Here is a 16,869-nt window from a genome sequence, read left to right on the forward strand (position 1 = left end):
ACGTCGCGGTCAGCCCGCGACCGGAAACACCCGGGTCTGCTTGACCACGCCGTACGCGAAACTGGTGTCGATCGAGGCGATGCCGGGGATGGCGTGCAGCTTGCGGCGCATGAAGTCCTCGTAGGCCTCGAGACTGTCGACGATAACGCGCAGCAGATAGTCGTCGCTCCCGGCCAGCAGGAAGCAATCCAGGATCTGGTCGATGCGCGCCACCTGCGCCTCGAAGCCGGTGATCAGGTCCTGGCTTGGACTGTTCAGGCGCACGCGGACGAAGACGGTGATGGGCAGGCCGTAGGCCTTCTGGTCGACCAGGGCGGTGTAGCCAGTGATCACCCCTTCGGCCTCGAGGTTGCGCACCCGGCGCAGGCAGGGGGAGGGCGACAGGTTCACCCGCTCGGCCAGGTCCTGGTTGGTCAGGCGGCCATCTTTCTGCAGCTCGCGGATGATCTGGCGGTCCTTGGCGTCCATCGGCATGGAAGGCGGGCTCCTTGAGCAGAATCTGCCAAAATGGAACCCCATCGTGGCAGACTTCGCAATCTATCACGGCCCGCCTCGCGCCACTGTCATCTCAATTAAGGAGTGACACATGCGTAGCGATCAGGGCGGCTTCTCCACGCGGGCGATTCACGCGGGCTATGATCCCGCCGACGAGCACGGGGCGCTGACGCCGCCGGTGCACCTGACCTCGACCTTCGCCTTCGAGAGCGCCGAGGCCGGCGGCGAGATGTTCGCCGGACAGCGGCAGGGGCACTTCTATTCGCGGATCTCCAACCCGACGACCGACCTCCTGGAGCGCCGCCTGGCGAGCTTGGAGGGCGCCGAGGCCGCCGTGGCCACCGCCTCGGGCATGGGCGCGATCACCGCCACCCTGTGGAGCTTCCTGCGGACTGGGGACGAGGTGATCACCGACCAGACTTTGTACGGCTGCACTTTCGCTTTCCTGCGCGACGGCCTGACCCGGTTCGGCGTCACGGTGCGCCCGGTCGACATGACCGATCCCGCGGCGCTGGCGTCGGCGATCTCGGCCAAGACGCGGATCGTCTATTTCGAGACCCCGGCCAATCCGAACATGCGCCTGGTGGACATCGCCGCGATCAGCCGCGTCGCGCACGAAGCGGGCGCAAAGGTGGTGGTCGACAACACCTACGCCACGCCGGTGCTGACCCGGCCGATCGCCCTGGGCGCGGACATCGTCGTCCACTCGGCCACCAAGTACCTGGGCGGCCACGGCGACCTGATCGGCGGCATCGCGGTCGGCGGCGTCGAGGACATGGCCCGCGTACGGCTCGTGGGCGTCAAGGACATGACCGGGGCGGTGATGTCGCCGTTCACCGCCTTCCTGGTGTTGCGGGGTCTGAAGACCCTGTCGCTGCGCATGGCCCGCCACGGCCAGAGCGGCGAGGCCGTCGCCCGTTGGCTGGAGGCTCATCCGGCCGTCGACCGGGTGTTCTATCCGGGCCTGGAGAGCTTCTCGCAGCACGACCTGGCCGCTCGGCAGATGTCCAGCGGCGGCGGCATGATCGCCTTCGAACTGAAGGGCGGCCACGCGGCCGGTGTCGTGATGATGAACCGCCTGACGATGATCCGCCGCGCCGTGTCGCTAGGCGACGCCGAGACCCTGATCCAGCACCCGGCCAGCATGACGCATTCGACCTACGCGCCCGAGGAACGGGCGGCCGCGGGAATTGGCGAGGGGCTGGTGCGGCTGTCGGTCGGGCTGGAGGAGGTGGGCGATATCCTGGGCGATCTGGAGAGGGCGCTGGACGTCGAGAAGGTGGCGGCCCTGGCCTAGCAATCCAGGAACTTCACCTCTTCGGCCGAGTACTTCATGTCACTGGCGCTGAAGAGTCCCGACAGGCCTAGCAGGGTGCACCGGCCGTTCGCCAGATACACCGGGATGCCTTTCAGGTACGCGCTCATCCGGCCCTTGTCGGAGAAGCGTCTGGCGAAGGCGGCGTGGTCCAGCAGGCCGTCGATGCGTTCCATCAGCGGGCTGTTGATGTAGACCCCGCCGCGGGCGGCGAACATCAGGGCCGCGTCGCCAGCGAAGGCTCCGAGCAGCGCGCTGAAGATCGACACCGCCTCGCGGGCCCGCGCGTCGCCGTCGCGAACGCGGGTCAGGATCAGGTCGTCGCTGTCGGCCTCGCCGCCGCCCCCATCTATGTTTCCTAGGGCCGCGTGGATGTCGACCAGGCCCTGTTGCGACAGGAAGTGTTCGGCCGAGACCCGCCCGTACTTGGCCTGCAGGGCCGAGAAGACCGGGACCTCGCGCGTTTCGCCCGGGGTGAAGTCGATGTGGCCGCCTTCGCTGACCACGGGAACCCAGCCGTCGATGCGATGCGGCGACAGGCCGGCGACTCCCAGGCCAAGATTAGGGCCGATCACCGCGATCGGCGCATTCTTGGCCGGCTTGCCGTCATGGATCACGGTCATGGCCTTCGGGGCCAGGCGCGGCGCGCCCAGGGCGCAGGCGGCGAAGTCGTTGAGCAGGGCCACACGGGGCGTCTTCAGCACCGCTCGCAGCCACGACTGGGTCACGGTGAAGTCGCCCGCGGTCAGGGCTATCGCGCCGTCGATTTCGGGACCCGCGCCGCAGATCGCCGCGCCGATAAGTTCGCCGTGGCGGGTGTCGGCCAGGACCGTCGTCAGGTGGTGTTCCAGTTCACGCAACGACGCGCAGGCCAGTTCCTGATGCTCGCGCGGCGGATCGCCGGGGCGCACCACGGCGACCGCCAGGTCGCGCCCGTTCACGTCGGCCAGCAAGACCGATCCCTTAGCCATGTTGTTTCCTCGCCTGGCCGGTTCTTTTGTCCGGCTTCGGATCAGTGTTGTTGTAGCGGTAACATCGACCGGTAAACGCAAGCTATCACCGACGAACGGCGTTATGACAAGGTTGTCAGCACCGATGCGTGAAACCCGCTTCGGGTCCCACCTACGTTAACCTTCACTATAAAAATCTTAAATTTGCACGGGCGATTAACCGCGCCGTGCGTTTATCCACCCATGGCGAAGTACGCGTCAGGCGTGGAAAGTGATCGTCGGACAGCGGTCCGGATCCAGACTCAGAGGTCCGGCAAGGTCCTGTGCGGCGCCTTCGCTTGGGACTGCGTGATCCGCGATCTGTCGAGCAGCGGCGCGCGTATCCAGATGCTGTCGAACACCACCCCGCCCGGGCAGGTTCAATTGGTCGACCTGGCCGCGGGCCTGGCGCACGACGTCACCGTCGCCTGGCAGCGCGACCGCGAGATCGGCCTTCGCATCGTTCGGACCTACGACCTTCGAGGCTTGGCGCCGGCCGCCGCCGGCATGGCCAAGCGCATCTGGCTGGCCTCCCAGTCCGACGTCTCGACCGGCTGAATCAGAGCCCAGAAACGACAAAGACCCCGGCCCGCCAGCCGAGGTCTCGTCTTACTCTGTACTAACCGCGCCCAAGGTTGGCGCGGCGGCCGCGTGAGTATCCCGCTCAGGCGGTCTCGCGAGAGGCTTCGTCGGCCATCGCGCGCACCAGGTCCAGGACCTGACGGCGGACACGGCCGCGGCCGATACGCGGGAACACCTCGGCCAGCTCCAGACCTTCCGGCGTGGTCAGGAATTCCTGGACCACCTTCTCGGCGTGCTGGGTGGCGTCGTCGACTTCCGCGCCGCTCATCGGGTCAGCGAGGCCGTCGAAGAAGAACGATACCGGGACCTGCAAGGTCTTGGCGATTTCGTACAGCTTCGAGGCGCTGACGCGGTTGGCGCCGCGTTCGTACTTCTGCACCTGCTGGAAGGTCAGACCCAGGGAGTCCGCCAACTGCTCTTGGCTCACGCCCATCAGCTTGCGACGCATCCGGACCCGGCCGCCGACATGCAGATCGACAGGGTTGGGGCGTCGGCCTTCGGTTTCTTCGCTCATGTTTTTTCCGCCTCCAACGGTTGTTCGGGGAAGATGACACGACCGTGACGTCGGTGGAAGCGAGGGACCCCCATGCGCGGCGACTTGTCGCTATGGTCCGGCTTCCTTCCCCGGAACGAGGAGGCTAGTCGCCCGGAGGGCGATTCGCCGCCAACCGAAGCGCGACCTACTTTCGTCAGGCGAGTATAGCGCGCGCATCGGTGGCGAAAATATCTCCGGCCCGCCAAGGAACGGCGAGCCGGAGGGCGTGCAAGACCTTGTTTGATCAGGCGTTGAGCTGTCGACCGCGCTCGCCCCATATCCGTCTGGCTTGGCCGGTGGTGTCGTGCAGGCGGAACAGGGTCTCGGCCGCCAGGGTCTCGTCGCGCTCCTGGCCGGCGGTCAGCTGCGGCGTCATGGCGCGGGCCACCTGGCGCTGGACGGCGGCGATGTCGCCGAACGCCATCAGGTCCATGGCGTCGATCTCGTAGCCGATCGGGGACTCGCGGCCGATGGCCTCCAGCACCCGGTCCAGCAGCTCACGGGACACCGCGATCTCCGAGCCGGCCACAACGCCGTACTCATAGGGACGGGGAATGCCGACCAGCCGGGTGTCGATCGGCGAGTTCAGGATCCCCGGATACAGCTGCATGTCGATCATGCCGACGAAGCGGGTCACGCCACGGCGCAGGGCCAGTTCGAAGGCGGCGGCCCAGCACTCGAACACCCGCTCGCCGCGGCCCTTGCCCTTGCGCTTGCGGTAGGCCTCGGTGGTGAACAGGCGCGTGGCCTCCCAGACGTCGAGGCCCTTCTTGGGGCTTTCGCCCGGCGCGATCAGGTGGGGGAACTTGTCCGCCAGCATGCAGCGGTCTTCGGTGGGCCGCAGACGCAGGCCCACCTCCAGCTCCATCTCGTCGTTGAAGCCCAGGAGGTAGATGGCGCGGTGGTCGTCGTAGTCATCGGCCTCGCCGCCGTTCAGCACGACTAGGTCCACCCAGCCGTTCTTCTCGACGCACTGGCGACGACGCTCCTCATGCATGGCCCACAGCTGGGGCCCATACAGGTGGCGATTTTCGGAAGTGATGATGTGGATCATGGCCGGCCCCCGTACCGAGCGATTGGACGGCCTGGATTAAGGGGCATGACCGGGGAAGTCGCGATAGGCCAAACGGCCTATGGCGTTCTCTAGTCGCGCGCGTAAGGCTTGCCACGACGACGGTTGGGGACCAGCATCGGAGGCATGAACACAGCGACTCCACAGGGCGCTGAAGAGCGCTACCGCAGCTTCGCGGCCTTCTATCCGTTCTACCTGACCGAACACGTCAATCGGGTCAGCCGGCGGCTGCACGTGATCGGCACGACCCTGGTGATCGTCGCGCTGGTCCTGGGCTTCGCGAGCGACTGGCGCTTCTTCGTGGCCGCGCCGGTGATCGGCTACGGCTTCGCCTGGATCGGCCACTTCGTGTTCGAGAAGAACCGACCCGCGACGTTCAAGTACCCGCTGTACAGCCTGATGGGCGATTTCCGGCTGTGGTTCGAGGTGATCACGGGACGGCGGAAGTTCTGAGGCGCAACAGATCCGATTCCCGGCGAAAGCCGGGGAAACGGACTGGGGAGCGACGCTACAGCTTGGCGAACAGCCCCAGCTCGCCGGCTTTCAGCACGGCTTCCTGGCGCTTGACCACGCCCAGGCGCTTCTTGGCGGCCTCGATGTGGTGGTGGACGGTGCGGGGGGACAGCTCGAGGATCGCGCCGATCTCCCAGTCGGTCTTGCCGCGGCCGGCCCAGTACAGGCATTGCGCCTGACGCTCCGACAGGATCCCGTAGTCGGGATTGTCGTCCTGCATTTCCCAGTGCTTGAGCATGATGGCGCCGAACACGGTGGCGAGGCTGTCGACCACCGCGCGGGCGGTGGGATCGGTGTCGCGCGCCTCGGTCGACATGCGGATCAGCACTTCCTGGCCGGCGGGACCGAAGACGCGGACGACATAGCCGTCGTTCATTCCAAGGTCCGAGGCCTCGCCCCACATCGATTGGGCGCGGCCGTCGCCCAGCGGCTTGGCGTCGGTCCAGGCGAACGAGCGGGGCGATTTCAGCAGCAGTTTGACGCACGGATCGTGCACAACGTACCGCTCGCTCCAGTAGCGCTGGTCCCAGACGTCGAAGTCCTGGCGGCTGAGGGTCGGGGGTTCCTTGCCGTAGTGCTCGGCATTGACCAGGGTGGCGCAGAACCTGTCATAGCCAAAGGCGGCGATGGCCTGCGCGAAGTGGGCCTCCACCTCCCGCGCCGAGCCCAGGTGAGGGGCCTGACTGAGGAAGGCCCAGGCCTGTTGTTCCGCCGTGTTCAGCACGCGTCCGGTTACTCCGTACTCATGGAGCCAAGCTAGGCGCGGATGCGAGGCGGCCGCAAGCGCCTACTATCCCGAGTAGAGCGACCAAGAGTCGCGCTGGAGCGATTTAGGCGGCGGCTTCTTCGCCGTCTTCGTCCTCGCCGCCCAGCAGGGCGCTGAGCACGACGGCCAGGCGCTCGGGCTTGATCGGCTTTTCGACGACGTCCTGCATGCCGGCGGCGATGTAGGTCTGGACGTCGGCCGGATCGGCGTTGGCGGTCAGGGCCACGATCGGCACGGAACCCGCGGCCCCAGCCATGTCGCGGATGGCGCGGGTGGCGGCGATGCCGTCCATGCGCGGCATCTTGATGTCCATCAGGATCAGGTCGTAACGACCGCCCTTGGCCATCTCGACGGCCTCGGCGCCGTCGACGGCCTGTTCCGAGGTGCAGTCGAACATGTCGCACAGCGCCTCGGCGACCATGCGGTTGGTGGCGTTGTCGTCGACGATCAGGATGTGAGCCGCGCGGCCGGCGACGGCGTCCTGGGTCTCGTGAACCTCGGCCTGAGTCGCGGCGGAGGGCAGCGGCAGGCCAAAGCCGACGGTCAGGCCGGCGCCGCGATTGGCCTCGGCGTGAAGCGGGCCGCCCATGGCGCGCAGCAGGCGGTGGGCCAGGGCCATGCCGACGGCCATGGCCATCTCGTTGCGATCCTGCTGGCTGGTGTCGCCGAGCGGGTCGTTGACGCGGGCCAGGCGCTCGTCGCCATGAGCGCCGGTATTGTCGCGCACCTGGCCTTCCAGGCGGATATGGTCGTCCTCGGCGCGGGCCGTCAGGCGGGCCTCGATCGTGCCGCGGCCGGCCGAGAGGGCGTTCTCGATCAGGATGTCGAACACCTGCAGCAGGCGCTCGCCGTCGACCTCCACGCCACATTCCGGGTCGCCATCATAGGAGACGAGAAGGGTCGAGCCGCCCTCATGGGCGCGGGCGGCCCAACGGTCCTCGACCGCGTCGGCGAAGTCGCGCAGGCGGGTGGGAGCGGCGTTGATGGTCAGCTGGCCGCGGGCCGAGCGGTGCAGGTCGATCGCGCGGGCGACCGTCGCGCCCATGTCGCGGCTGGTGTCGCCGATGGCGCGGACGAAGGCGGCGGCGTCGGGCGTCAGGCGCTGGTGCTCGAGGCGCTCGGTGATCGCCAGCACGCCGTCCAGGTGCGAACCGATGTCGACGGCCATGCGCTCGACCATGGCCATGGCGTCGCGGGCGTCGGCCTGACGGCGACGGTGCGAGGCCAGCAGGGTGGCGAGGCCCCCCACGCCGGCGAAGCGGCCGGAGGCGTCGACGGCGACATAGGCGGTGCGGAAAACCGGGGTCGGGCTGTTGGCCAGCGCGTTGACGAAGGTGTTGGAGTCGGTCTGGGCCGTCACCACGCGCGGGTCGGCGTCCATGATGTCGGAGATCGGCTTGTCGGTCAGCTGGGCGCCGGCCACGCGCATCATGCCCTGCAGCACGTCACGATAGACGAGGCCGATGGGCGCGAGATCGGCGTCCACGACCGCGAGCGCGGCCAGGGCCGGATCGGCGTCGAACATCGCCGCGACCGCGTCACAAGACGTGGCGGGCGAGATCGGGGCGCGGGTGTCGATCAGACGGGTCAGCGTTTCCATACGGCGCTTCGCTGGGATTTGGACGGGCACCTTGCCGTCGGCGCCCTTGCGGAGTCGTTAAGTTGGGAGCGCTTCCAGGGCCGTAACGTCGGAATAAGCTAGGTTTTCTGTCGAGCGGCGACAGCGGCGCCGGAAATTCACGGTAAAGGGGGCGGCGGGTTGTCCGCCGCCCCGGATCGGTCCAGTTCGGAACGCTGCTTACCAGGACTTGGTGATCGCCACGCCGTAGAGGCGCGGTTCGGCGGTAATCACGTTGGTGAACAGGCCCGAGCTGTCGTCGGTGGTGTAGGCGTCGACGATCGGGGTCTTGTTGCCGATGTTCTTGACGTAGGCGTCGATCGAGACGCCCCACTCCGGCTTCTCCACCTTGAGAGTGACGTTGCCGTTGTCCCACGACCGCAGCCGGTCGTACTCGGTGTTGTAGACGCGGGCGAACTGCTTGCTCTGGCGGTAGTAGTCGCCGCGCAGGGTGGCCGACCAGCCGCCCGACAGCTCGAAGGTGTACTGGGCGCCGATCGAGGTGGTCCAATGCGGCGAGTTGGGCAACTCGTTGCCCGACAGATCCGCCGCGGTCCCTTCGATCGAGTAGCCGGCGCCGTAGGTGTAGAGGCCCGTGGCGTTGGCCAGGAAAGCCGCGGTCGGAGCGGGCAGGCCCGCGCCGCCCAGGGCGGCCGGCGTGGACAGGAACGCCTGGTAGGCCGCCGCGCCCGAGCAGGCCCAAGGCAGGGTGGCGCCGGCGCCGGCGCCCAGGATCGTGGCGACGCCGGGCGTGGCCAGCACGCAGTTGGCGCCGACCGCCGACGAGTTCGGGCCCACCTTCACGACCGTATAGGCCGCGTTGGATTGGGTCCGGTTCATCGTGTCGATCGAGGTGACGCCTTCGCCGATCTTGGTGTGCAGGTAGCCGATGTTGGCGTTGAGGCGCAGATTGCGGACCGGTGACCAGATCGACTCCAACTCGAAGCCATAGACCTTGGCGTCGACGTTCTCGTTGACCGAGGTGCGGTTGACGATCTTTGAGATCTGGTAGCCCTGGTAGTCGTAGGCGAAGCCGGTGGCGTTGAGCAGCAGGCTGCCGCCCATCATGGTGTTCTTGGTGCCGACCTCGATGGCGTTGACGAACTCGGGCGCGAAGGTTTGCTTCACGCCGACCGCGCCGGCCGGAACGCCTGGATTGATGCCGCCGCCCTTGTAGCCCTTGGAATAGAAGGCATAGAGCAGGGTGTCGTCGGTGAAGCCCAGGTTGGCCTTGTAGTCGAAGCCGAAGCGCCCCGTGAGCTCGCTGAAGCGGGCGCGCTGGTCGGGGTTGGTCGGGTTCAGGGTCAGGCCGTAGCCCGGCGCCAGCAGCACGGTCGAGAAGTTCTCCACCGCCTTCTTGTCGCGGGTCTGGCGCAGGCCCAGCGTGAACTTCAGCTGTTCGTTGGCTTGCCAGTACAGCTCGCCGAAGAGGGCGTCCGACGTCAGGTTATAGGGCGTGCGGTTGTCATAGTAGTTGTGGCCCTCGCCGGTGGGCGTGGCCGCCGTGTCGATGCCGATGCAGCGGGCGGTGGTCGCCGGGTTGCAGTTCGGATTGCCGGTGTTGGAGAAGTTCAGAGCCAGCGACGACAGGGTCAGCGAATTGCCGATCACGTAGTAGTCGGTCATCGTCCGATAGGTGAAGTGGATGCCGCCCACGTTGAAGTTCAGCGGTCCGTCGAAAGCCGATTGCAGTCGAATCTCCTGACTGAACTGCTCGGAGCGGCCCGACGAGATGTCGATCGTCGTGAATTTGTTGGTGTTGCCGACCTGCGGGTCGTTGAAGAAGCCGCCCGGCGTGAAGGGCGTGCTGTTGAAGGCGACCGGCGAGACGTTCCGGTTGTAGTCCTGCTTCGTATAGACGTCGCCCTTGCTGTAGGCCGTCATCGACGTCAGCGTCAGCTCGTCGGACAGGTCGTAGTTCAGCGTGAACTGGTAGACGTTCGAAGACGATTGATAGAGCGGGTCCAGCGCCGTCTCGATCTCGCGCAGGTTGGTCGAGGTGGTGTCGCCGGCGTTGGCGTCGCCCGAGGTGAAGCCGAAGATGTTGCCCAGCAGGCCCGTCAGGGTGCCCGAGGTGTTGACCGTGCCATAGGCGGCCGGGGCGTACAGCGAGGCCGACAGGCAGCCTTGGGTCAGGTATCGGCGCGCCGTGCCGGTGGGCACGCCGCCGACCGTGGCCGGGCCGTCATCCTTGGTGCAGAGCTGCTTGCCGGTGCGGGCGCGGCTGTCGTCCTCGTGGAACCGTTCCCACAGGAAGTTGGTGCGCAGCTTCTCGGTCGGGTTGAACATCACCTGGACGCGGGTCGAGTACAGGTCCCGGTCGTCGACCTTATGGCTGTTGAAGGTGTTGGTGACGAACCCGTCCCGCTTCAGCGTCGTGCCGGATAGGCGCAGGGCCAGCTTGTCGCCGAAGATCGGCACGTTGACCATGCCGCGCAGCTTGATCGAGTTGTGGTTGCCGTACTCGGCGCGGAGGTTGGCCTCGAACTGGTCGGTCGGCTTGGCGGTGATCACGTTGACCACGCCGCCGGTGGCGTTGCGGCCGTACAGCGTGCCTTGTGGGCCGCGCAGCACTTCCACCCGCTCCACGTCGTAGAACTCGGCCTCGAACAGATTGCCCGCCTGCATCGGGGCGTTGTTCATGTGGACGCCCACGCCCTGGTCGGCCGACGCGCCGACGGCCTTGGCGCCGATGCCGCGGATCTGGAAGTTGAAACTGTTGGTGAAGTTGCTCTTGGCGAAGGTGACGTTGGGAATCGCCAGCTGCAGGTTCGGGCCGCCGTCGATCTTCTGCGCTTCCAGGGTGTCCTGACTGAAGGCCGACACCGCGATCGGCACATCCTGAAGCGCTTCTTCCTTCTTCTGAGCGGTGACCACCAGCTCTTCGATGACGGTGGTGTTCTGTTGGGCGAAAGCGGGGACGGCGAAGCCGGAGATCGCGACCGCCGAAGCGCCCATGACCAAAAGGCTCCGCATACGCAGAGTTTGCGACATTGAATTCCCTCCCTGGACCCGGGCGGCGCCTTATGGATGGAGCCTGCGAGGGTCGGTGTTTCCTCGGCGCCGTACTGTTTTTCACCACGTGGGCGTACGGCGAGCCCCTCGCAGCATTGGGAGATTGCATACTTGCGTTTGAAAGCTGTCAACTGGCCTGATCGTAAGTGAACAGCGATAGGTTACAGCTTTTCACTTTCCAGGAGGTGGTGTTCTCCTGGGTGGTGTAAGTTGATCACGCATTAGAAGGTTGGGTTTGGAGCTTCCGTAGCGGAAGGCCGTGCGGGCGCATGGCGAATGGGCTTTGCAATATAGAGGGCATCGCTTAATTCGCGGGCGAAAGACTTCGTTTCGGTTCGTTGGCGGAGTATCGCGCGATCCGCTCGGTTCCACCCATGCTGTTCCGGCCGGGCCTTGCCTCGTGTAGAGGAGGGGCCATGTTCCCCTTCTTTCACCTTGAGAGGCTCGCATGAGCCCGAACACGTCCACTGGCGCGCTTGTCCTCTTCTCCGGCGGCCAGGACAGCAGTGTCTGTCTGGCCTGGGCCCTCGAGCGTTATGAGCGCGTCGAGACGGTCGGTTTTGACTATGGCCAGCGCCATTCCATCGAGATGGAGGCCCGCCAGGATGTCCGTCGCGAAGTCGCCGCGCGTTTCCCACGGTGGGCCGACCGCCTGGGCGAGGATCATGTGCTGGACATCAGGAGCTTCGGCCAGGTGGCCCAGTCGGCCCTGACCGCCGACCGCGCCATCGAGATGACCGAGCGCGGCCTGCCCTCGACCTTCGTGCCGGGCCGCAACCTGGTGTTCCTGATCTACGCCGCCGCCCTGGCCGACCGCCGAGGCATTGACGCCCTGGTCGGCGGCATGTGCGAGACCGACTTCTCCGGTTATCCCGACTGTCGCCGCGAGACGATGGACGCTCAGCAGAGCGCCCTGAACCTCGGCATGGATCGCGACTTCCGGATCGAGACCCCGCTGATGTGGTTGACCAAGGCCCAGACCTGGGCCCTGGCCAAGGCGCTGGGTGGCGAGGACCTCGTCCAGCTGATCGTCGAGGAAAGCCACACCTGCTACCAGGGCGAACGCGGCGAGTTGCACGCCTGGGGCCACGGCTGCGGAACCTGCCCGGCGTGCGAGCTGCGCGAGAAGGGTTATGTCGAGTGGGACGCGGCTGGGCGCGAGGCGCTATCCGCGTGACCTATTCCGTCAAAGAGATTTTCCTGACCCTTCAAGGCGAGGGCGGCCAGGCCGGCAAGGCGGCGGTGTTCTGTCGCTTCTCGGGCTGCAACCTGTGGACCGGCCGCGAGCAGGACCGCGCCAAGGCCGTCTGCACCTTCTGCGACACCGACTTCGTGGGAACCGACGGCGAGAACGGCGGCAAGTTCGCCACGGCCGATGACCTGGCGGCGGCGGTCGAGGCTCAATGGGCCGGCGGGCCTGATGATCGCCTGGTGGTCTGCACCGGCGGCGAGCCGTTCCTGCAACTGGACGAGGCGGCGATCAAAGCCCTGCACGCGCGAGGCTTCCAGATCGCCTGCGAGAGCAACGGCACGCTGGAGGCTCCGGCGGGCATCGACTGGATCTGCATCAGCCCCAAGGCCGACGCCCCCGTGATCCAGACCTCGGGCCAGGAGCTGAAGCTGGTTTTTCCGCAAGACAAGGCCATGCCGGAGCGCTTCGCGGACCTGGATTTCGAGCGGTTCTATCTCCAGCCGATGGACGGCCCGGACCGCGACAGGAATACGCAATTGGCCGTCGCCTATTGCCTTTCGCACCCACAATGGCGTTTAAGCGTCCAAACGCACAAATATCTCGGCCTGCCCTGACGGATAAGGCGCTCGACTTGGTGACAGGGTCGACGCGCTAGAGCCTCCCAGGCCTTAGTCAAAGAAGTCCCTATGAAGCCCGTCTTCGAGATCACGAAGGCCGCGTTCTTCGACGCCGCCCATTTCATCGAGCAAGGTCCGGCCGACCATCGCTATCGTAAGCTGCATGGCCATTCGTTCAAGGTCGAGGCCAGCGTGCGCGGCCAGATGCAGGAAGCGGGCTGGGTCGCGGACCTGGAAAGCCTGGACCTGGCGCTGAAGGCCGTCGCGGCCGAACTGGACCATGGCCTCCTGAACGACAAGCCCGGCCTGGAGGTCCCGACCCTGGAGCGCCTGTGCCTCTATTTCGCGGAACGGCTGAAGGCCCAGTTCCCGGGCCTGTCGCGCGTGGAGCTGTCGCGCCCGACCATCGGCGAACGCTGCGCGCTGGTGCTGTAGCTAGCGGCGGTATTCGTCCCGCTCGCGGTCCTTCTTGCCGTCACCAGGGATGACCGCCTTGCCGGTGGCGACGACGGCCTTGCCGGCCCCGCCGACGACCGCGCCGGTGACGCCGATGGCCGTGCCGGCCACGGTCCCGACCGCGGCGGCGGCCAGGCAGCCCGTCTGCGAGACGGCGACCATCGCGAGGATGGCGGCGATGGGAGCGGTGCGGCGGAAGGTCATGGTGAAGCTCATAAAACGCTGTTCACCACGTTGTACCCGGCCAAAGGTTTAAATTCTCCGCGTCGGATGGCCGCGCCCGGCCTGCGGGTCATCCACATACAGCGCGCTTTTGTCTTCTTCGCGTCGGCGTTCGCCCCGGTAGCGGGGGTCGTCGCGCCGCCGCCGGTCAGGGCCGAAATAGTCACCCGCCCGCACGAAGGGCCGAGGGTTCTCGATCAGCAGGGTCAGGCGGTGGATGACCCCGCGCGCCGTAACCGGCTTGACCAGGAATTCGTTGACCCCAGCGTCGCGCGCTTCGTGCACCCGGCGCTCGGTCGAGTGGCCGGTGATCATCACGATCGGCACGAACGGGTTGGGGCTGTCTGGCGAGTTGCGCACCAGTTGGACGAAGTCGATGCCGTCCAGGCCGTTCATCGACAGGTCGGTGAACACCACGTCGATCGCGGTGGAGCGCAGGATCGACAGCGCTTCGGCCCCGTCCATGGCTTCATAGACCTGGCGCACGCCGATGGCCCGCAGGATCTCGATCAGCAGCATCCGCATATGCTGGTTGTCGTCGACCAGCAGGATCTTCAAGAGGTCGAACCGCACGCGCTGAGCCCCCTGCATCGCGTCGTGTATCTCAACCTTGGCGCGTATATTCCGCGGATCAGGGGATACGTCTAACGGCGTTTTATCTCTGCAAACGTATGCAAGTCAACCGAAAGCCAAGCTAAATCAGTGGTAAGGCCATTGATGCTCGGTTCTCTGACCTTTGGGCCCATGTCAGCGACTCGGCACGTTAAGCGGGAAAACGGCGCCGCCGGTTTGGCCGCGATGGCGCAGGAAGGCGTCGGCCAGCACGCAGGCGACCATGGCCTCCACCACCGGCACGCCCCGGATGCCGACGCACGGATCGTGGCGGCCCTTGGTGCGCAGGTCGACCTCTTCGCCAGCCTGGTTGAGGGTCTGGCGGGGGATCAGGATCGACGAGGTCGGCTTGAAGGCCACCCGCGCCACCACGGGCTGACCCGTGGAGATGCCGCCGAGAACCCCGCCCGCGTGATTGGACAGGAACATCGGCTGGCCGTCCTCGCCCATCCGCATGGCGTCGGCATTGTCCTCGCCGGTGAGGGCGGCGCTGGCGAAGCCTTCGCCGATCTCGACGCCCTTGGCGGCGTTGATCGACATCAGGGCGGCGGCCAGTTCGGCGTCCAGCTTGCCGTAGAGCGGCGCGCCCCAGCCGGCCGGCACGCCGACAGCTTCGACCTCGACGACCGCGCCAGTCGAGGAGCCGGCCTTGCGGATGGTTTCCAGATGCTCTTCCCAGACCGGGATGATCGCCGCGTCGGGCGACCAGTAGGGGTTCTGTTCCGTCTGGGCCCAGTCCCAATTTCCTCGATCCACCGCGTGCGGGCCGATCTGCACCAGGGCGGCGCGGATCGTCACGCCGGGGATCACCAGCCGCGCCACCGCGCCCGCCGCCACCCGCGCGGCGGTCTCGCGCGCCGAGCTGCGGCCGCCGCCGCGATAGTCACGCACGCCGTATTTGGCGAAATAGGGATAGTCGGCGTGGCCTGGGCGGAAGGCCTGGGCGATCTCGCCATAGTCCTTGGACCGCTGGTCGGTGTTCTCGATCATCAGGCTGATGGGCGTGCCGGTGGTCCGCTGGCCATTCGTGCGCTCGTCCTCGAACACGCCCGACAGGATACGCACCGCGTCCGGCTCCTGGCGCTGGGTCACGAACTTGCCGTTGCCGGGGCGGCGCTTGTCGAGGAACCCCTGGATCATCTCGGCCGTCAGCGCGATGCCGGGCGGCACGCCATCGACGACGCAGCCGAGCGCCGGGCCGTGGCTTTCGCCCCAGGTGGTGACGCGGAACAGGTGACCGAAGGTGTTGTGCGACATGGGGCGGGGTTTAGCGGAAACGGAAGCGTGTCGCAAAACAGGGAAGGGAGTTGCGTGAAAGCGGACGGTCTCGGCAACAAATCCGCTCCCCTTTCGGGGGAGCTGTCGCGGAGCGGCTGAGGGGGCTACTCGGCTTAGGCCGCGCTGCTCCCCCAACGGGGGAGGAGAGGCGAGTCAGCCCCGCACCTTCGCCGCGTCGGCCAGATAGAGCTCCAGGTTCGTCCAGCCCGATCCGTCCTTGGCCAGCGCCGCGCCGTCGGCCTTCTTGGGATCGAAGCCGTGCGCCTTCTCCCAGGCGTCGGGCATGCCGTCGCCGTCGGTGTCCTTGGCCGCCTTGCCCGCCGGCAGCACCGGCCAGCCGCCGACGTCGGCCTGGGTGTTGATCACCTTGCCGGCGCGGGTCTTCACACCGTCCAGGATCCGCTTGTCGACCGGATCGCGCCACACCGAGGCGCCGGCGTCGGCCAGCACGCGGGCATAGGCCTTGTCGGCGCTCTCGGGCGTCACCGGCGCGACGTCGACCGGCGCGGCCAGGCGGTAGCCCGCGGGCTCGGGAATGGTGAAGGTCACCAGGCTCCAGGGATCGGCCGGGATCACGCCGTCCATGCTGTTACCGGCGAAATAGGCCTTGGCCAGGGTGTCGCTTTCCTTGAAGGCGATGGGCTTCCGCGAGCTGGGGCCGGGGATGTAGGCGTTGTCGACGAAGTTGTAGGCCGATAGCGTCGCCTTGTCGGCGTTGTAGCCCGACTTGTCGCTGCCCCAGTTGTAGAAGACGTTCGAGCGGAAATCGAAGAACGCGCCGATCGGATCCTTGTCCGGCCCCTCGTAGTTGCCGGGGCGCGGCGCGCGGGCCATGTGGTTGGCCCACAGATTGTGGTGGAAGCTGATCTTCGACCCGTCGCCGCCCCGGATCAGGCTGCCATAGCCGTGGTCGCCCTTGACGTGGATCGAGTGGGCCAGGCTCTCGGCGATGATCGACCACTGGACGGTCAGGTCATAAAAACCCTGGCCTGGCTGGTCATAGCGGGCCGAGGCCGACAGGGTCTCGTCCACCGACCAGCTGGCCGAGACGTGGTCCAGAATGATCCGCCGGCCGCCCGAGATCCAGATCGCGTCGCCCTCGACCTTGCTCTCGGCGCCGAGGCGCGAGCGGATGAAGCGGATGACCACATCGTCGGCGCTGACGATCAGGGTCTGGTCGCGCAGGGTGACGCCGCCCCCCGGCGCGGTCTGGCCGGCGATGGTGATCTGGCCGTTGGAGATCTTCAGCGGGGTTTTGAGCTGGATCGTGCCGGCGACGTCGAAGACGACGGTGCGCGGCCCCTGGGCCACGACCGCCGCGCGAAGTGAGCCGGGACCGTCGTCGTTCAGGTTGGTGACGTGGATAACCGCGCCGCCGCGACCGCCGGTGCTGAACCGGCCCGCGCCCTCGGCGCCCGGGAAGGCCAGGACATCCGCCGCCAGGGCCGAGCCGGCCGCGAGGGTCAGGGCAAGCGCGCCGACGGCGGCGAGAAGGTGGCGGCTGAGCATCTGTCCATCCCCGAAAGCGACGCGGCGTGCTCTAGGCTTCTTTGGGCGCCGTCATCTGATCGAGAGCGAAAATGCAGAGCCGA

17 protein-coding genes are annotated in these 16,869 nt (G+C 66.9%); 6 read left to right on the forward strand and 11 right to left on the reverse strand.

The annotated features are described in order from the left end of the window. Positions 1–9: 9 nt before the first annotated feature. Entirely contained in the window at positions 10–468 is a 459-nt protein-coding gene (locus ACW173_RS11720) for an Lrp/AsnC family transcriptional regulator (protein ID WP_492085979.1), read from the reverse strand. A 118-nt stretch (positions 469–586) separates the two neighbouring features. Here ACW173_RS11720 and ACW173_RS11725 point away from each other — a divergent pair, with 118 nt between their 5' ends. Continuing rightward, a complete protein-coding gene (locus ACW173_RS11725; protein WP_492085546.1) occupies positions 587–1,792 on the forward strand; it encodes a methionine gamma-lyase in 1,206 nt (401 codons plus the stop codon). On the opposite strand, the gene ACW173_RS11730 is transcribed toward ACW173_RS11725, so the two are convergent. After that, complete coding sequence (locus ACW173_RS11730; RefSeq protein WP_492085548.1) at positions 1,789–2,781, reverse strand: glucokinase; 993 nt, start codon at positions 2,779–2,781, stop codon at positions 1,789–1,791. The genes ACW173_RS11725 and ACW173_RS11730 overlap by 4 nt on opposite strands. Positions 2,782–3,003: 222 nt before the next feature. On the opposite strand from ACW173_RS11730, the gene ACW173_RS11735 reads away from it, so the two are divergent. Then, positions 3,004–3,357: a PilZ domain-containing protein gene (locus tag ACW173_RS11735; protein ID WP_492085550.1), complete on the forward strand. Its 354-nt coding sequence runs from the start codon at positions 3,004–3,006 to the stop codon at positions 3,355–3,357. A gap of 106 nt (positions 3,358–3,463) precedes the next feature. Here ACW173_RS11735 and ACW173_RS11740 read toward each other — a convergent pair whose 3' ends face one another. Together ACW173_RS11740 and ACW173_RS11745 are read right to left on the reverse strand one after the other, a co-directional pair. Further along, entirely contained in the window at positions 3,464–3,895 is a 432-nt protein-coding gene (locus ACW173_RS11740; protein WP_492085551.1) for a helix-turn-helix domain-containing protein, read from the reverse strand. A gap of 265 nt (positions 3,896–4,160) precedes the next feature. Further along, the gene (locus ACW173_RS11745; protein WP_492085552.1) at positions 4,161–4,970 is read right to left on the reverse strand and encodes an acyl-homoserine-lactone synthase; all 810 of its coding nucleotides are present in this window, start codon (positions 4,968–4,970) and stop codon (positions 4,161–4,163) included. A 144-nt stretch (positions 4,971–5,114) separates the two neighbouring features. On the opposite strand from ACW173_RS11745, the gene ACW173_RS11750 reads away from it, so the two are divergent. Then, the gene (locus ACW173_RS11750) at positions 5,115–5,441 is read left to right on the forward strand and encodes an Mpo1-like protein (RefSeq protein ID WP_492085553.1); all 327 of its coding nucleotides are present in this window, start codon (positions 5,115–5,117) and stop codon (positions 5,439–5,441) included. A 55-nt stretch (positions 5,442–5,496) separates the two neighbouring features. Here ACW173_RS11750 and ACW173_RS11755 read toward each other — a convergent pair whose 3' ends face one another. From ACW173_RS11755 to ACW173_RS11765, 3 genes are all read right to left on the reverse strand, one after another. Then, on the reverse strand, positions 5,497–6,225 hold the full coding sequence (locus ACW173_RS11755) for a helix-turn-helix transcriptional regulator (RefSeq protein WP_492085554.1): 729 nt from the start codon (positions 6,223–6,225) through the stop codon (positions 5,497–5,499). A gap of 106 nt (positions 6,226–6,331) precedes the next feature. Then, positions 6,332–7,867, reverse strand: a complete 1,536-nt coding sequence (locus ACW173_RS11760) for a response regulator (RefSeq protein WP_492085556.1) — start codon at positions 7,865–7,867, stop codon at positions 6,332–6,334. Positions 7,868–8,065: 198 nt separating this feature from the next. Then, complete coding sequence (locus ACW173_RS11765) at positions 8,066–10,879, reverse strand: TonB-dependent receptor (protein ID WP_492085557.1); 2,814 nt, start codon at positions 10,877–10,879, stop codon at positions 8,066–8,068. A gap of 469 nt (positions 10,880–11,348) precedes the next feature. Here ACW173_RS11765 and queC point away from each other — a divergent pair, with 469 nt between their 5' ends. From queC to ACW173_RS11780, 3 genes are all read left to right on the forward strand, one after another. Next, entirely contained in the window at positions 11,349–12,077 is a 729-nt protein-coding gene (gene queC / locus ACW173_RS11770; protein WP_492085559.1) for a 7-cyano-7-deazaguanine synthase QueC, read from the forward strand. Further along, on the forward strand, positions 12,074–12,706 hold the full coding sequence (gene queE / locus ACW173_RS11775) for a 7-carboxy-7-deazaguanine synthase (RefSeq protein ID WP_492085561.1): 633 nt from the start codon (positions 12,074–12,076) through the stop codon (positions 12,704–12,706). Before queC ends, queE begins: the two co-directional genes overlap by 4 nt. A 72-nt stretch (positions 12,707–12,778) precedes the next feature. Continuing rightward, positions 12,779–13,144, forward strand: coding sequence for a 6-carboxytetrahydropterin synthase (locus ACW173_RS11780; RefSeq protein ID WP_492085562.1), 366 nt, complete (start codon positions 12,779–12,781; stop codon positions 13,142–13,144). Here ACW173_RS11780 and ACW173_RS11785 read toward each other — a convergent pair whose 3' ends face one another. From ACW173_RS11785 to ACW173_RS11800, 4 genes are all read right to left on the reverse strand, one after another. Beyond that, on the reverse strand, positions 13,145–13,369 hold the full coding sequence (locus tag ACW173_RS11785; protein WP_492085563.1) for a hypothetical protein: 225 nt from the start codon (positions 13,367–13,369) through the stop codon (positions 13,145–13,147). Between the two features lie 48 nt (positions 13,370–13,417). Beyond that, positions 13,418–13,960: a response regulator gene (locus ACW173_RS11790; RefSeq protein ID WP_492085980.1), complete on the reverse strand. Its 543-nt coding sequence runs from the start codon at positions 13,958–13,960 to the stop codon at positions 13,418–13,420. 174 nt (positions 13,961–14,134) lie between these two features. Then, positions 14,135–15,256, reverse strand: coding sequence for a chorismate synthase (aroC, locus tag ACW173_RS11795; RefSeq protein WP_492085564.1), 1,122 nt, complete (start codon positions 15,254–15,256; stop codon positions 14,135–14,137). Between the two features lie 174 nt (positions 15,257–15,430). Beyond that, positions 15,431–16,786: a pectate lyase gene (locus ACW173_RS11800; protein WP_492085566.1), complete on the reverse strand. Its 1,356-nt coding sequence runs from the start codon at positions 16,784–16,786 to the stop codon at positions 15,431–15,433. Positions 16,787–16,869 lie beyond the last annotated feature (83 nt).

This window comes from Caulobacter sp. ALps2 (assembly GCF_058681635.1).

Coding starts and splice junctions, on each gene's coding strand:
- ACW173_RS11735 (WP_492085550.1), top strand. CDS start 3,004: ATGGCGAAGTACGCGTCAGGCGTGGAAAGTGATCGTCGGACAGCGGTC.
- ACW173_RS11800 (WP_492085566.1), bottom strand. CDS start 16,786: ATGCTCAGCCGCCACCTTCTCGCCGCCGTCGGCGCGCTTGCCCTGACC.
- aroC (WP_492085564.1), bottom strand. CDS start 15,256: ATGTCGCACAACACCTTCGGTCACCTGTTCCGCGTCACCACCTGGGGC.
- ACW173_RS11730 (WP_492085548.1), bottom strand. CDS start 2,781: ATGGCTAAGGGATCGGTCTTGCTGGCCGACGTGAACGGGCGCGACCTG.
- ACW173_RS11720 (WP_492085979.1), bottom strand. CDS start 468: ATGGACGCCAAGGACCGCCAGATCATCCGCGAGCTGCAGAAAGATGGC.
- ACW173_RS11760 (WP_492085556.1), bottom strand. CDS start 7,867: ATGGAAACGCTGACCCGTCTGATCGACACCCGCGCCCCGATCTCGCCC.
- ACW173_RS11745 (WP_492085552.1), bottom strand. CDS start 4,970: ATGATCCACATCATCACTTCCGAAAATCGCCACCTGTATGGGCCCCAG.
- ACW173_RS11780 (WP_492085562.1), top strand. CDS start 12,779: ATGAAGCCCGTCTTCGAGATCACGAAGGCCGCGTTCTTCGACGCCGCC.
- ACW173_RS11785 (WP_492085563.1), bottom strand. CDS start 13,369: ATGACCTTCCGCCGCACCGCTCCCATCGCCGCCATCCTCGCGATGGTC.
- ACW173_RS11740 (WP_492085551.1), bottom strand. CDS start 3,895: ATGAGCGAAGAAACCGAAGGCCGACGCCCCAACCCTGTCGATCTGCAT.
- ACW173_RS11750 (WP_492085553.1), top strand. CDS start 5,115: ATGAACACAGCGACTCCACAGGGCGCTGAAGAGCGCTACCGCAGCTTC.
- queC (WP_492085559.1), top strand. CDS start 11,349: ATGAGCCCGAACACGTCCACTGGCGCGCTTGTCCTCTTCTCCGGCGGC.
- ACW173_RS11725 (WP_492085546.1), top strand. CDS start 587: ATGCGTAGCGATCAGGGCGGCTTCTCCACGCGGGCGATTCACGCGGGC.
- ACW173_RS11765 (WP_492085557.1), bottom strand. CDS start 10,879: ATGTCGCAAACTCTGCGTATGCGGAGCCTTTTGGTCATGGGCGCTTCG.